10 protein-coding genes are annotated in these 14,898 nt (G+C 65.4%); 6 read left to right on the forward strand and 4 right to left on the reverse strand.

Annotated features, from left to right (window positions below):
• Positions 1–143: 143 nt before the first annotated feature.
• Positions 144–2,318 (reverse strand): malate synthase G, encoded by a 2,175-nt coding sequence (locus PQQ53_RS13150; RefSeq protein ID WP_408324379.1) that lies wholly within the window; start codon positions 2,316–2,318, stop codon positions 144–146.
• A 134-nt stretch (positions 2,319–2,452) separates the two neighbouring features.
• Positions 2,453–2,857 carry a heme-binding protein gene (locus PQQ53_RS13155; RefSeq protein WP_408142278.1) on the reverse strand — a complete coding sequence of 135 codons (405 nt, stop codon included), beginning with the start codon at positions 2,855–2,857 and terminating at the stop codon, positions 2,453–2,455.
• A gap of 509 nt (positions 2,858–3,366) precedes the next feature.
• Here PQQ53_RS13155 and PQQ53_RS13160 point away from each other — a divergent pair.
• Entirely contained in the window at positions 3,367–4,248 is an 882-nt protein-coding gene (locus tag PQQ53_RS13160; RefSeq protein ID WP_408324381.1) for an MOSC domain-containing protein, read from the forward strand.
• Between the two features lie 75 nt (positions 4,249–4,323).
• On the opposite strand, the gene PQQ53_RS13165 is transcribed toward PQQ53_RS13160, so the two are convergent.
• Positions 4,324–4,713, reverse strand: a complete 390-nt coding sequence (locus tag PQQ53_RS13165; RefSeq protein WP_408324382.1) for a response regulator — start codon at positions 4,711–4,713, stop codon at positions 4,324–4,326.
• 114 nt (positions 4,714–4,827) lie between these two features.
• On the opposite strand from PQQ53_RS13165, the gene PQQ53_RS13170 reads away from it, so the two are divergent.
• Positions 4,828–5,862: a sensor histidine kinase gene (locus tag PQQ53_RS13170; protein ID WP_408324384.1), complete on the forward strand. Its 1,035-nt coding sequence runs from the start codon at positions 4,828–4,830 to the stop codon at positions 5,860–5,862.
• Positions 5,814–6,035, forward strand: a complete 222-nt coding sequence (locus tag PQQ53_RS13175) for a sensor histidine kinase (protein ID WP_408324386.1) — start codon at positions 5,814–5,816, stop codon at positions 6,033–6,035. Before PQQ53_RS13170 ends, PQQ53_RS13175 begins: the two co-directional genes overlap by 49 nt.
• A 49-nt stretch (positions 6,036–6,084) precedes the next feature.
• On the opposite strand, the gene cobA is transcribed toward PQQ53_RS13175, so the two are convergent.
• Positions 6,085–6,876, reverse strand: coding sequence for a uroporphyrinogen-III C-methyltransferase (gene cobA / locus PQQ53_RS13180; protein ID WP_408324388.1), 792 nt, complete (start codon positions 6,874–6,876; stop codon positions 6,085–6,087).
• 709 nt (positions 6,877–7,585) lie between these two features.
• Between cobA and nirB the strand changes: the two genes are divergently transcribed.
• The 3 genes from nirB to PQQ53_RS13195 are packed head-to-tail and all read left to right on the forward strand — an operon-like array spanning position 7,586 to position 14,768.
• Positions 7,586–10,150 carry a nitrite reductase large subunit NirB gene (gene nirB / locus PQQ53_RS13185; protein WP_408324390.1) on the forward strand — a complete coding sequence of 855 codons (2,565 nt, stop codon included), beginning with the start codon at positions 7,586–7,588 and terminating at the stop codon, positions 10,148–10,150.
• 45 nt (positions 10,151–10,195) lie between these two features.
• Positions 10,196–10,546, forward strand: coding sequence for a nitrite reductase small subunit NirD (gene nirD, locus PQQ53_RS13190; RefSeq protein WP_408142266.1), 351 nt, complete (start codon positions 10,196–10,198; stop codon positions 10,544–10,546).
• 46 nt (positions 10,547–10,592) lie between these two features.
• Positions 10,593–14,768 carry a bifunctional nitrate reductase/sulfite reductase flavoprotein subunit alpha gene (locus PQQ53_RS13195; RefSeq protein ID WP_408324392.1) on the forward strand — a complete coding sequence of 1,392 codons (4,176 nt, stop codon included), beginning with the start codon at positions 10,593–10,595 and terminating at the stop codon, positions 14,766–14,768.
• Positions 14,769–14,898 lie beyond the last annotated feature (130 nt).

Below are 14,898 nucleotides of genomic sequence, written 5' to 3' on the forward strand. Positions count from 1 at the left end.
CGGGTTACATGCAATCGCGCTGAGCGCCAGCGCCGCACGAAAGCTCTGCGCATATGAAAACGGGCGCCGCATCACGCGGCGCCCGTCGTCGTTTCGGCCTCTTCGCCCGTCACTGAAAGCGAAGAGGCCAGGCCGCTACGGCTTTACCCCTGCTGCTTCACTTCCAGCCGGAACTTGTGCAGCAGCGGTTCCGTATAACCGCTAGGCTGCTGGCGCCCTTCGAACACCAGCGCCTGCGCGGCCTTGAACGCGATCGTGTCGAAGCCCGGCGCCATCGGTTTGTAATGCGGGTCGCCGGCGTTCTGTTCGTCGACCACCTTGGCCATGCGCCTGAACGTCTCTTCGACCAGCTCGCGCTTCACCACGCCGTGATGCAGCCAGTTGGCGATGTGCTGGCTCGAAATGCGCAGCGTCGCGCGGTCTTCCATCAGGCCGACGTCGTGAATGTCCGGCACCTTCGAGCAGCCCACGCCCTGGTCGATCCAGCGCACCACGTAGCCGAGAATGCCTTGCGCGTTGTTGTCGATCTCGCTGCGAATCTCGTCGTCGCTCCACTTCGCGGATTCGACCACCGGAATCGTCAGCAGACCGTCGAGCAGTTCGTCGCGCACCGTCGCGTAGTCGGTGCGCTCCAACTGCTGCTGAACCGCCTGCACGTCGACCTGGTGATAGTGCAGCGCATGCAGCGTCGCGGCGGTCGGCGAGGGCACCCATGCGGTATTCGCACCGGCCTTCGGATGCGCGATCTTCTGTTCGAGCATCGCGTGCATCAGGTCGGGCATCGCCCACATGCCCTTGCCGATCTGCGAGCGGCCGCGCAGGCCCGCGCTCAAACCGGCCAGCACGTTGCTGCGCTCATACGCGGCGATCCACGCGCTCGACTTCATGTCGCCCTTGCGCATCATCGGGCCGGCTTCCATGGCCGAGTGCATCTCGTCGCCGGTGCGATCGAGAAAGCCCGTGTTGATGAACGCAACCCGCTCCGACGCTTCGGCGATACAGGCGAGCAGGTTCACGCTGGTGCGGCGCTCCTCGTCCATGATGCCCATCTTGATCGTGTTGCGCGGCAGTTGCAGCAGGTCTTCGACGCGCGCGAACAGCTCGCTCGCGAACGCGACTTCGGCCGGGCCGTGCATCTTCGGCTTGACGATGTAGATCGAGCCGGTGCGCGAATTCAGCTTGTGCTTGCGGTCGTGCAGCGCGCACAGCGTCGTGATCACCGCGTCGAGAATGCCTTCCGGAATTTCGTGGCCGTCCTTCGTCAGCACCGCCGGATTGGTCATCAAATGACCGACGTTGCGGATGAACAGCAGCGAGCGGCCATGCAGCACGACGGGCGCGGTGCCATTCGCGGCGACGTACACGCGATCTTCGTTCAGACGCCGCGTGAAGGTCTTGCCGTTCTTCGTCACCTGTTCGGTCAGATCGCCGGTCATCAGACCGAGCCAGTTGCGATAGAGCTGCACCTTGTCGTCCGCATCCACGGCCGCGACCGAGTCTTCGCAATCGATGATCGTGCTCACCGCCGCTTCGACCACCACGTCCTTCACATGCGCCGCATCGGTCTTGCCGATCGAATCGTTCGCGTCGATCTGGATGTCGAAGTGCAGGCCGTTGTGCTTGAGCAGCACGGAGGACGGCGCGCTTTCATCGCCCTGATAACCGATGAACTGCGCGGGTTTGGCCAACTCGCTCGTGCCGCTCTTCAACGTGACGACCAGCTTGCCGCTTTCCACGTGATAGCGCGTCGCGTCGGCATGCGAGCCGTTCGCGAGCGGGGCGGCCTGATCGAGAAACTTGCGCGCATAGGCGATCACCGCGGCGCCGCGCACCGGATTGAAGGCCTGCTGCTTTTGCGCGCCATTGGTCTCGGGGATCGCATCGGTGCCGTACAGCGCGTCATACAGGCTGCCCCAGCGCGCGTTCGCCGCGTTCAGCGCATAGCGCTGATTCGACAGCGGCACGACGAGTTGCGGGCCGGCCTGTTCGGCGATTTCGGTGTCCACCTGGTCGGTCGTGGCTTTGACGCGCGAAGGTGCCGGCACGATATAGCCGATGCCTTCGAGGAACGCACGGTACGCGCGCAGATCGCGCACCGGACCCGGATTCGTGCGATGCCAGCTATCGAGTTCGGCTTGCAGGCGGTCGCGCTCGGCGAGCAGCGCCCGATTTTTGGGCGCCAGTTCGTGCACGAGGGCGTCGAAACCCGACCAGAATGCGGCGCTGTCGATTCCGGTGCCGGGCAGGGCTTCGGTTTCGACAAACTGGTCGAGGTTGGCGGCGACCTGCAATCCGCCGCGCGGGTTCATCTGAGTCATCGACTGCTCCATCTGTCTGAATGGGACCGATGAGGGGGCATCGGTCCGCGTGATTGCCAGTTATTGCCAGAGTGATGCCACGGGGTACTTCAATTCGATCGAGGCGGGCGCACCGTTGCCGACGCCTTCACGCTTCAGGCCGCGAGAGCCGCGATGCCGGCCTTGGCGACCTGCACGTCCTGATCCGACTTGACGCCGGACACGCCGACCGCGCCGACCACCTGGCCGTCGACGATCACCGGCACGCCGCCTTCCAGCGTGCCTTGCAGCGGCGCGCTCAGGAATGCGGTGCGGCCGTTGTTGATCATGTCTTCGTAGACCTTGGTCTCACGACGGCCGATCGCCGCGGTGCGCGCTTTTTCCGTCGCGATGTACGAGCTGGCCGGCGCACCGCCGTCGAGCCGCAACATTCCGAGCGGATGACCGCCGTCGTCGACCACCACGATCGCGACGGCCCATTTGTTCTTCTCGGCCTCCGCACGCGCGGCTTCGAGGATGCGGGTCGTTTCGGCAACGGTCAACACGGGTTTGCTCAGCATAATGAAATTCCTGTCTCGGTGATGGTAAGGATGCTTCTACAAGTTCTATCCGGTGATGCGGCGGCGTGCGCGTCACATCGCCGGGATGCTTCGGGCCGCCAGCTCTCTGGCCGCGCATCGGGCCAGGCGAGGCGCGCCATGCTTGGGGGATTCTACGTCCAAGCGAGGCTGGACGAAACGGCGGCGGCACGCGGCCGGCTTTCAACGGCGCGGCGAACACAGCGGGAGGCGCGATCGATGCGCCGAAATCAAACCCCATCAACCCTCGTGCAACAGGCGGTCAAACGCGCCGCTGGAACTGGCCTTCGTCCGCAAGCGACAGGATTTAGTCGGCACCGCTGGGACGGGCACGCCTTTTAATCCAGAAAGGTGTGCGCGAAGCCACGGCGCATCGAACTGCAAACCCAGCGGCCGACGCACGCCGCACGCCGACTGGAAGCCTGCGAGCAAGGGGCTTTACAATCGAGCCTTGCGCACAGGCCCCGTGCGCACTACACGTCCCCTACACCATGCCTACAATCAGCGAACTGTTCGTCTATCCGGTCAAATCCTGCGCGGGCATTGCGCTGCGCGAAGCGCGCCTCTTCGCGACCGGCCTTGAATACGATCGAAGCTGGATGGTCACCGATCCGGACGGCGCGATGTTCACGCAGCGCGCGTATCCGCGCATGGCACTCATCAAGACCGAACTCGGTGCAGAGGAACTGGTGCTGCGCGCGCCCGGCATGAGCGAGCTGCGCACGCCGCTGGACGCCGCGCGGCTCGACGCGTCGCGCAAAGTCGAGACGAAGGTCTGGCACGACGCCGCCTACGGCATCGATACCGGCGATGCGAGCGCGGCCTGGTTCTCCGAGTTTCTCGGCATGCCGGCGCGGCTCCTGCGCTTCAATCCCGAGCGCGAGCGGACGGTCGACCCCGACTACACCGACAGCACCGGCGGCGCCACGACGCTGTTCGCCGACGGTTTCCCGCTGCTGGTGATCGGCCAGGCTTCGCTCGACGATCTGAACACGCGTCTCACCGGCAAGGGCGCGCCGGCCGTGCCAATTGACCGCTTCCGTCCGAATCTCGTGCTGACGGGGCTCGACGCATACGAAGAGGACTATGTCGAAACGCTGAGCATCGCGAGCGATACCGATGCCGAGCCGCCCGTGCAACTGCAACTGGTCAAGCTGTGCGCACGCTGCCCGATGCCGACCATCGACCAGGCGAAGGGCGCGCCCAACCCCGACTGGCCGAACGAACCGAGCGACACGATGAGCGTCTACCGGGCCCAGCCGCAGCGTGACGGCGCGATCACGTTCGGCAACAACGCGCTGGTCGCGAGCGGGGCCGGCGCGTGGCTGCGGGTCGGGCAAACGGTCGAAGCGGAACTGGCCTTCGGCGATTGATTCACGCGCTGTGCGGGCAGGCCGCTCGGGCAACGGCAGTACCCACACCGTCACCCCGGCGCATGCCGCCCCGGTTCAATCGCCGGTTCGTCTGAAACGCTTCGTCAACGCCGCGAGAATCACATCCATCGGCGCCGGTTTGACGAAGTGATGATTGAACCCCGAACGCAGCGACTCGCTCTTTTCCTCCGTCTGTTCGAGACCGCTGACAGCGACCAGCGTCGGCGCCGGCGTGTCAGCCACGTAGCGGATGCGCCGCGCCACCGCGCGGCCGTCGAGCCGCGGCATCTCGACGTCGAGCAGCGCGGCTTGCGGGTGCCACGCGCAGTACTCGGCGAGCGCATCGAGGCCGTTGTGCGCGGTGCGGATGTCGAAGCCATGCGCACTGAAATAGAGCGCGTAGGCGGCGAGCAGATCCGCGTCGTCGTCGGCGATCAGCAGGCGGGCGCTGTGGCGAAGGGACATCCGGCTTCTCCTGGTGGGTATCAACCAGTGAGCAATTTGAAGTCCCGCTAGAATCTGGCGTCGCCATTTCGGTTTTCAGGCCATCTACGCAAGGAACTCCGGCTGCGCCGGTCTATGAATAAATTACCGTTCGGAACCGGCCTCGACGCCGGCCTTGCACGCGACATCGAGGCGGTCCAGCGCATCGACGCCGTGCCGTCCATCCTGCGCCTGATCTGCAAGCACACCGGTATGGGCTTTGCGGCCGTGGCCCGGGTCACGGAACACGCGTGGACCGCCTGCGCGGTTCGGGACGAACTGAACTTCGGGCTCGCGGCCGGCGGCCAGCTCGATCTGCACACCACGCTGTGTTTCGAATCGCGCGCCGCGCGCGCGTCGATCGTGATCGACGATTTCGACAACGATCCGGTCTATCGCGGCCATCACACTGCGCGAATCTACAAGCTCGGCAGCTATATTTCCGTGCCGATCATTCTTCCCGACGGCAGCTACTTCGGTAATCTCTGCGCGATCGATCCGGCGCCGGCCGAACCCTCGAACCCGCGCACGCTCGGCATGTTCGAAGTGTTCGCCGAGCTGATCGCGACCCAGCTCGCCGCCGAAGGACGCCAGCAGGCGGCCGAAGCGGAGCTGTCGCGCGAGCGGGAAACCGCCGGCCTGCGCGAGCAGTTCATCGCCGTGCTCGGGCATGACCTGCGCAATCCGCTCTCGGCGATCAGCGCGACGGCCGAGTTGCTGTCGCTGCGCGGCAACGAGCCCGATCTCGTGAGCATCGGCCAGCGTTTGAAAACCACCACGTCGCGCATGGCGCGCCTGATCGACGACGTGATGGACTTCGCGCGCGGCCGGCTCGGCTCCGGCATCGGTGTGTCGATCGACGCGGTCGACGATCTGGCCGCCGCGTTGCGCGTGGTGATCGCCGAGGTGCGCATGGCCAATCCGGAGCGAATCCTCGCCGACGATATCGCCCTCGACCTACCGGTGCGCTGCGACCGTGCGCGTGTGCAGCAGTTGCTGTCGAACCTGCTCGGCAACGCGATGACGCATGGCGCGCCGGACTTCCGGTGCGGGTGTGGGCGCACGTCGAGCAGGCGGAGCTGGTGCTCAGCGTCACGAACGGCGGCAACGCGATCGCGCCGGATACCTTGAGCAAGGTCTTTGAGCCTTACTGGCGGCCGCCCACCAGCAAGCCCGGCGGCGGTCTGGGGCTGGGCCTTTATATCTGCAGGCAGATCGTGCTCGCGCATGGCGGCACGCTGGAGGTCAGCTCGTCGGTAGAAGAGGGCACGTGTTTTGTCGCGAGACTGCCTATCGGGGTATGAAGGTGTGAAGGTATGACGCCGGGGGCGTCGAGGCGGCTCGCGCGTGGCTTCACGCGGCATGCGCGATGACCTCGTGCGCGAGCGGCTCGCCTTGCATGGGCTCACCTTCGACCCACACGCGCTCCACGCTCTCGCCGATGGCGGCGCCCACCAGAATCACCGCCGGACTGGCGAAGCCCGCACTCGTCGCGTCGGTGGCGAGGCGGTCGAGCCGCGTCACCAGCCGCCGCTCGTCGACACCGCCCGCCCATTGCACGACCGCAGCGGGGGTATCGGCGGGCAGACTCGCCAGCAACGCGCTCGCGATGCTGGCGATACGCCGCATTCCCATATAGATCGCCAGCGTCGTGCGGGTCGCGGCGAGCGCGGCCCAATCCGGTTCGCCGTGATCCTCCGTATGGGCGTTGACGAAGCTCACACCGTGGCAGTGACGCCGATGCGTGAGCGAAATGCCGAGGCCCGCCGCGGCCGCAAAGCCCGACGAGATGCCGTTGATGATCTCCACCGCGATGCCTGCGCCGCGCAACCCCGCCAGTTCCTCGCCGGCGCGGCCGAACAGCAGCGCTTCGCCGCCTTTGACCCGCACCACGTGCAAGCCCTTGAGCGCGTAGCGCCGCATCAGGCGTTCGATGAACGCTTGCGGCGTCGAGCGGCAGCCGCCGCGCTTGCCGACGCGAATCACGCGAGCTTGCGGCGCGAGCGTCGCGATTCCCGAATTCGCGAGATCGTCGAGCAGCACGACGTCGGCGGCCGCGAGCGCCTTGGCGGCTTTGAGCGTGAGCAGGTCGAGGTCGCCCGGGCCGGCGCTCAATAGCGTGACTTTGCCGGTGTTCGTATTCATCACGGTATCCTTAGCTTTCTGTCCTGGTGGCTCCGCCGGCGGTGAACGTACCGTCGGCGTCAAATAAAAACGGCGTCCGCTCGTGATGTTCACGAGGGGACGCCGTTGTCCGTTACTGCGATCTGTTTTCGTCGCCGGTTCGAGCCGGGTTCAAATCCGGTTCGGGTCCAGCGCATGCAAAACGAAGCACGCCACGGCGCTTCGTCTTCTCATTGCGACTGCGTCGCCGCAATGACTTCGCAACGGTCAACGCAAGGACTGCGCCAGACAGGCAGGTTGCTCGCCCGATCCCACACCACGTCTTGCCCGCCGCGCTGAAAAAGCGCCGTGAGCGCACCGCGCACGTGCCCGGCTCCCGCACGCACAAGGTGCTGCGTCGCACCATCCATGTGCCTCTGCGCATCAAAACGCGCCGCGCGCCGGGCTCGCTGTCACGCCCTTCGATATGCCGTCGAGCCCTGCACGACGGCCTTTTCCGGCGCATTTCGCACGATTGGCATGGGCTTTGCATTAAGCGTCGTCATCGGATCAACGACGATCCGGCGCGAGCGCAACACAGAGCATTCGCCTGCAGGACCGATCAGGACAACGGCGTCCCCCGGATTCAGTCATCGACTGGATTCGCGGGACGCCGTTTTTATTTTCGCAATCGCTTCGCCCGATGCAGACGGCGACGCCCGACGCTCAGCACATTGAGGACACCGCGCTCATGAAAATCATCGTTATCGGTCACGGGATGGTCGGCCACAAACTGGTCGAGAGCCTGGCGCAAGATGCCGCGCACGGTCTCGACATCACGGTCCTGTGCGAGGAATCGCGGCCGGCCTACGATCGCGTGCATCTGTCCGAATTCTTCGCGGGCAAGAACGCGGACGACCTGTCGCTCGTCGCACCGGGGTTCTTCGAGCGCCAGAACGTGATGCTCAAGCTGAACGCGAAGGCGGTGGCGGTCGACCGCGATGCGCGCACCGTGACGGTCTCGACCGGCGAGACGCTGCCGTACGACAAGCTCGTGTTCGCCACGGGCTCCTATCCGTTCGTGCCGCCGGTGCCTGGCCGCGAGCGCGCCGATTGTTTCGTGTACCGAACCATCGACGACCTCGAAGCGATGCAGGAATGCGGCACGCGTTCGAAAACCGGCACGGTGGTCGGCGGCGGGCTGCTGGGTCTCGAATGCGCGAAGGCGCTGCGCGACATGGGCCTGCAAACGCACGTGGTCGAATTCGCCCCGCGCCTGATGGCCGTGCAAGTGGACGAGGGCGGTGGCCGCGTGTTGCGCACCAAAATCGAAGCACTCGGCGTGACGGTTCACACGCAGAAGAACACCTCGGTGATCGTGGACGGCGAAACGGGCACGCACCGCATGCAGTTCGCGGACGGCAGCCATCTCGACACCGACATGATCGTGTTCTCCGCGGGCATCCGTCCGCGCGATGACCTCGCGCGCGAATGCGGCCTGACGCTCGGCGCGCGCGGCGGCATCGTGATCGACAACGCGTGCCGCACCAGCGACCCGCACATCTATGCGATCGGCGAATGCGCGCTGTGGAACGGCCAGTTGTTCGGTCTCGTCGCGCCGGGTTACGACATGGCGCGCACGGTCGCGAAGCAATTGCTCGCAGGTTCAGCCGAACCCGGAGCCGGGCCCACGGCCGAATTCGCCGGCGCCGACATGAGCACCAAGCTCAAGCTAATGGGCGTCGACGTGGCGAGCATCGGTGACGCGCATGGCAATACGCCGGGCAGCCGTTCCTACCAGTTCAGCGACGAACGCAAGCAGCTCTACAAGAAGCTCGTGGTGTCCGAATGCGGCAAGTATCTGCTGGGCGGCGTGATGGTCGGCGACGCGAGCGAATACGGCACGTTGCTGCAGATGATGTTGAACCGCATCGAACTGCCGGAAGCGCCTGAATTCCTGATCCTGCCGCAAGCGGACGGCAACGCGAAGCCCGCGCTCGGCGTCGAGGCCTTGCCCGCCGCCGCGCAAATCTGCTCGTGCAACAACGTCTCGAAGGGCGATCTGTGCGCGGCCGTTTGCGCGGGCGCGACCGACATCGGCGCGCTCAAATGCGCGACCGGCGCGGGCACCTCGTGCGGCGGTTGCGTGCCGCTCGTCACGCAGGTGATGAAGGCCGAGATGAAGAAGCAGGGGCTCGCGGTCAACAACCACGTCTGCGAGCACTTCGCGTATTCGCGTCAGGAGCTGTATCACATCGTGCGTGTCGAGGGCGTGCGTAGCTTCGGCGAACTGCTTGCGAAGCACGGTCATGGCCTCGGCTGCGATATCTGCAAGCCGGTGGTGGCAAGCATTCTCGCGTCGTGCTGGAACGATTTCGTGCTGAAGAAAGAGCACGCGTCGCTGCAGGACACCAACGACTACTACCTCGCCAACATTCAACGCGACGGCACTTACTCGGTCGTGCCGCGCATGGCGGGCGGTGAAGTGACGCCCGACGGCCTGATCGCGGTCGGCCAGATCGCGAAGAAATACGGCCTCTACACCAAGATCACGGGCGGTCAGCGGGTCGATCTGTTCGGCGCGCGTGTCGAACAACTGCCGCTCATCTGGGAAGAGCTGATCGCGGCGGGCTTCGAATCCGGCCACGCGTACGGCAAGTCGCTGCGCACGGTGAAGTCGTGCGTCGGTTCGACATGGTGCCGCTACGGCGTCGGCGATTCGGTGGGCCTCGCGGTCGAACTCGAAAACCGCTACAAGGGCCTGCGCACGCCGCACAAGATCAAGTTCGGCGTATCGGGCTGCACGCGCGAATGCGCGGAAGCACAGGGCAAGGACGTCGGCGTCATCGCTACCGAGAAGGGCTGGAATCTCTACGTGTGCGGCAACGGCGGCATGAAACCGCGTCATGCCGAACTGCTCGCGTCGGACCTCGATAAGGACATGCTGATCCGCTACATCGACCGCTTCCTGATGTTCTACGTGCGCACCGCCGACCGTCTGCAACGCACCAGCGTCTGGCGCGACAACCTCGAAGGCGGGCTGGACTATCTGATCGACGTGGTGATCAACGATCGCCTGGAAGTGGCCGCCGAACTCGAAGCGGAGATGCGCCACGTGATCGACACCTACGAGTGCGAATGGAAGAAGGCCGTCACCGATCCCGCCACGCGCAAGCGCTTCCGTCATTTCGTCAACAGCGGCGAGCCCGACAGCAACGTGCGGTTCGTCGAGGAGCGCGGGCAGATCCGCCCGGCGACGCCCGTCGAGCGGCAAGCGGCACTGGCGGCGATTCCCGTGGTCGTCGAGACCGTCTGACTTTTTTCAGTACCACTCATTGCTCACCTAGCGAGGACTTCCGCCATGAACGACGATCGCGTACCACGCCCCTGGACCGCCATCTGCCCGCTCGACGACATCGTGCCCAACACGGGCGTCTGCGCGCTGGTCAACGGAGAACAGGTGGCGGTTTTCCACGTGGACGAGGGCGGCGCCAACACGGTGTACGCGATCGAGAACTTCGATCCGGGCTCGCAGGCGGCGGTGCTCTCGCGCGGCCTGATCGGCAGTCTCGGCGAGCGCGTCGTGGTCGCCTCGCCGATCTACAAGCATCACTTCGATCTGCGCACGGGCGAATGCCTGGAGACCCCGTCGTATTCCGTCGGTGCGTTCGCTACCCGCGTGGAAGACGGCCACGTGTGGGTCGCTGTTTAAGCCATTGAATTTCCGCCAACGCCTTCTTCGAACGATGCAGCCCGCCATGTCCTCCACTAGCGTAAAAACGGTTTGCCCCTACTGCGGCGTCGGCTGCGGAATGGTGCTGCACGTCGAGGGCGGCCAGGTCGTGAAGATCTCCGGCGACAAGGAGCATCCGTCGAACTTCGGACGGCTGTGCACGAAGGGGCAGTCCGCGCATGTCGCGTTGCGCAAGTCCGGTCGTCTGGAAAGCGCGTTCGTTCGTCATGCACGCGACGAAGACCCGGTGCCGCTGCCGATGGCCCAGGCGATCAACACCACCGCCGCGCGTTTGCGAGGCCTGCTCGACGAACACGGACCGGACGCGTTGTCGTTCTACGTGTCCGGTCAGATGTCGATCGAGGCGCAGTACCTCGTCAACAAGCTCGCGAAGGGTTTTGTCGGCACCAACAACATCGAATCGAATTCGCGCCTGTGCATGGCGAGCGCGGGCAGCGGCTACAAGCTCTCGCTGGGCGCGGACGGCCCGCCGGGGTCGTACGAGGACATCGACCACGCCGACCTGTTCTTCGTGATCGGCGCGAATATGGCCGACTGTCATCCGATTCTGTTCCTGCGCATGATGGACCGCGTGAAGGCCGGCGCGAAACTGATCGTGGTCGACCCGCGCCGCAACGCGACCGCGGACAAGGCCGATCTGTTCCTGCAGATCAAACCCGGCACCGACCTCGCACTGCTCAACGGCCTGTTGCATCTGCTGCACGAAAACGGGCAGACGGATGCCGCTTTCATCGCCGAGGCCACCGAAGGCTGGGACGCGCTGCCCGCGTTTCTCGCTGACTACACACCCGAGCGGGTGGCCGACATCACGGGCCTCGCCGCCGACGACATCCGCCGCGCTGCGCAGATGATCGGCACCGCGAAGGAGTGGATCAGCTGCTGGACCATGGGCCTGAATCAAAGCACGCACGGCACGTGGCACACCAACGCGATCTGCAACCTGCATCTGGCGACCGGCACGATCTGCCGGCGCGGCAGCGGGCCGTTTTCGCTGACGGGCCAGCCGAATGCGATGGGCGGCCGCGAAATGGGCTACATGGGGCCCGGTTTGCCGGGCCAGCGTTCGGTGCTGGTCGACGCGGACCGCGCGTTCGTCGAAGACCTGTGGGGCATTGCGCCCGGCACGCTGAAGACGGAAGTCGGCAACGGCACGATCGACATGTTCGCGCGCATGGCCGCGGGCGAGATCAAGGCGTGCTGGATCATCTGCACGAATCCGGTGGCGAGCGTCGCCAACCGCCAGAACGCCATCGTCGGTTTGCGCGCGGCGGAACTCGTGATCGCGCAGGACGCGTTCCTCGACACCGAGACCAACCGCTACGCCGACGTGCTGTTGCCCGGCGCGCTGTGGGCCGAAGCCGAAGGCGTGATGATCAACTCCGAGCGCAACCTCACGCTGATGCAAAAGGGCATCGAGCCGCCCGGCGCCGCGTTGCCCGACTGGCAGATCATCGCGCGCGTCGCATGTGAAATGGGCTTTGCCGACGCGTTCGGCTACGCGAGCGCCGACGAGGTGTTCGCCGAGATCACGCGCGCGTCGAATCCGAAAACCGGCTATGACCTGCGGGGTGCGAGCCATCGCCGCCTGAAGGAAACGCCCCTGCAGTGGCCGCTGGCGTCCGCCGGTTCGGCCGAGCGCAATCCGGTTCGCTACCTCAACGACGGCGTGAGCCAGACACTGAAGGAGCTGCCCGACGGCCGCCGTCCGCGGCTCGTGTTTCCGACCGCGAGCGGCAAGGCGATGTTTTTCGCCCGCGCTTATGCGGCTCCCGCCGAATTACCCGACCGCGAATTCCCGATCGTGCTGAACACGGGCCGCCTGCAGCATCAATGGCACACGATGACCAAGACCGGCAAGGTCGCGATGCTCAACAAGCTGAACCCGGGGCCGTTCGTCGAGATTCATCCCGAAGACGCCGCCACGCTCGGCATCAAGGCTAACGACCCGGTCGAGATCCGTTCGCGCCGTGGCCGCGCGGTGCTGCCTGCGGTCGTCACCGAACGCGTGAGCGAGGGCAACTGCTTCGCGCCGATGCACTGGAACGATGTATTCGGCGACGACCTGTGCATCAACGCGGTGACGAGCGACGCGATCGATCCAGTTTCTCAGCAGCCCGAACTGAAGTTCTGCGCGGTCGCGCTGAGTCCGGTGACGCTCGATGCCGTCGAGCCGGTTGCGCAAGACCTTGACGAAGTACCCGCCGACGAGGTTGCCGTTACCGCCAGCATCAAGGATCAGGACATGCCCCGTATCGATGCACTCACCAGCCTTCTGCAATTGCCGCCGGCGCCCGCGCCGTCGCTGAGCGACGCCGAGCGCGCCTATCTGGCTGGCTTCGTCAGCGGCCTGCGTTCGGCCGAAGCGCAGGGGATCGACAGCGTGCCGGTTCTGCCGCGCAGCGCACCGTTCGAGACGGCCAACCGCCTTCACGTGGACGGTCTGCTGGCCGGTCTCTACAGCCGCAGCGCAGCGGTGCCTGCGGCCGTATCGGCACTCACGTCTGCACAAGCGGATACCGCCTCGGCGCAGGCATCCGGCGTACGGATCGTGCGCGTGCGTCCGAAGGTGACCTTGCTGTGGGCTTCGCAAACCGGCAACACCGAATCGCTGACCGAGCGCTATGCGACGCGTCTGATGGAATCGCGCTTCGAAATTCGCACCGCGTGCATGGCGGACTATCCGGTCTCGGCCCTTGCCAAGGCGCAATACGTGTTGCTGATGACGAGCACGTTCGGCGACGGCGATCCGCCCGATAACGCGCAGAGCTTCTGGACGCAATTGAGCGCTGGCGACGCGCCGCGTCTGGACGGCGTGCGCTTCGCGGTGCTCGCGCTCGGCGACCGCAACTACGATCAGTTCTGCGGATACGGCCGCCGTCTCGACGAACGCCTCGCCGCGCAAGGCGCGCTTCGTCTGATGGACCGCGTGGATTGCGACGGCGAATATCAGCAGAGCGCCGATGCGTGGCTCGAACGCATCATCGTGCGCATCAACGAAGAAGACGCGGCGCTGCATGCGGTGCCGCCGGGCGGCATGATCAACGCGGTGGTGCCCGGCGCGGTGCCGACCAAAGCGCGCCCGGCTGCTTCGCGGCTCGTCAGCAATCTGCGCCTGAACCGCCAGGGCGCGGCGAAGGACACGCGTTATTTCTCACTGAATACCAGCGATTCGGGCCTCGAATACGAAGCGGGCGATGCGCTCGGCGTCTGGCCGAGCAACTGCCCCGAACTGGTCGACGAATTACTCACGCTGAGCGGCCTGAGCGCGGATGCGCCGGTGAACGTGGCGGGCGCGGGCGACATGCGGCTTGCCGATGCGCTCGGCAAGCACTACGAAATCGCGCGGCCGGGGGCGGACGCGCTCGCGTTCATCGCCGCGCGCAGCAGCAACGGCGCGCTGCGCGATCTGCTGACGCCCGAACGCAAGGCGGATCTGAAGCAATGGTTGTGGGGTCAGCAGCTTGCCGACGTGCTGCACGAATTTCCAGTGAGCCTTTCGGCCGCCGAATTGACCGGCATGCTCAAGCGTTTGCAACCGCGTCTGTACTCGATCGCTTCGAGCCCGAAAGCGCATCCGGGCGAAGTGCATCTGACCGTTTCGGCGGTGCGTTACAACAACGCGCGGCGTCATCGCAAGGGCGTGTCGTCGACCTTTCTCGCCGACCGCGCGAGCGAGACCGACGTGCCTGTATTCGTGCAGAAGTCAGCGCATTTTCGTCCGCCTCACAGCGCCGACACGCCGATGATCATGGTCGGCCCCGGCACCGGCATCGCACCGTTTCGCGGCTTCCTGCACGAGCGCCGCGCACGTGGCGACAAGGGCCGCAACTGGCTGTTCTTCGGCGAGCAGCATGCGGCCACCGATTTCTACTATCGCGACGAACTCGAAGCGATGCGCGACAGCGGCGTGCTGACCCGGCTCGACCTCGCGTTCTCGCGCGATCAGGCCGACAAGATCTATGTGCAGGACCGCATGCGCGAGCAAGGTGCGCAACTGTGGGCCTGGCTCGAAGACGGTGCGCATTTCTACGTGTGCGGCGACGCGAACCGGATGGCGCGCGATGTGGATGCGGCGCTCAAGGAGGTGGTCGCCACGCACGGCGGCATGAGCGACGAGAAGGCGGCTGAATACGTAAGCCGTCTCGCGCGCGAAAAGCGCTATGCACGCGACGTTTATTGAACCTGCGCACTGCACCGACGCGGGGTCGACCAGGCGCGCAAGGTTTCAGGAAAAGTAAGCAGGAAAGTTTTAGAAGACGGACCCGGATGGCATGGACGTTGCATGTTCAGATCGGTTTTCAATAGTGTGA

The sequence above is a fragment of the Paraburkholderia strydomiana genome, from assembly GCF_046030495.1.
In the GTDB taxonomy this organism is placed as follows: Bacteria; Pseudomonadota; Gammaproteobacteria; order Burkholderiales; family Burkholderiaceae; genus Paraburkholderia; species Paraburkholderia strydomiana_A.

Coding starts and splice junctions, on each gene's coding strand:
- PQQ53_RS13150 (WP_408324379.1), bottom strand. CDS start 2,318: ATGACTCAGATGAACCCGCGCGGCGGATTGCAGGTCGCCGCCAACCTC.
- PQQ53_RS13155 (WP_408142278.1), bottom strand. CDS start 2,857: ATGCTGAGCAAACCCGTGTTGACCGTTGCCGAAACGACCCGCATCCTC.
- PQQ53_RS13160 (WP_408324381.1), top strand. CDS start 3,367: ATGCCTACAATCAGCGAACTGTTCGTCTATCCGGTCAAATCCTGCGCG.
- PQQ53_RS13165 (WP_408324382.1), bottom strand. CDS start 4,713: ATGTCCCTTCGCCACAGCGCCCGCCTGCTGATCGCCGACGACGACGCG.
- PQQ53_RS13170 (WP_408324384.1), top strand. CDS start 4,828: ATGAATAAATTACCGTTCGGAACCGGCCTCGACGCCGGCCTTGCACGC.
- cobA (WP_408324388.1), bottom strand. CDS start 6,876: ATGAATACGAACACCGGCAAAGTCACGCTATTGAGCGCCGGCCCGGGC.
- nirB (WP_408324390.1), top strand. CDS start 7,586: ATGAAAATCATCGTTATCGGTCACGGGATGGTCGGCCACAAACTGGTC.
- nirD (WP_408142266.1), top strand. CDS start 10,196: ATGAACGACGATCGCGTACCACGCCCCTGGACCGCCATCTGCCCGCTC.
- PQQ53_RS13195 (WP_408324392.1), top strand. CDS start 10,593: ATGTCCTCCACTAGCGTAAAAACGGTTTGCCCCTACTGCGGCGTCGGC.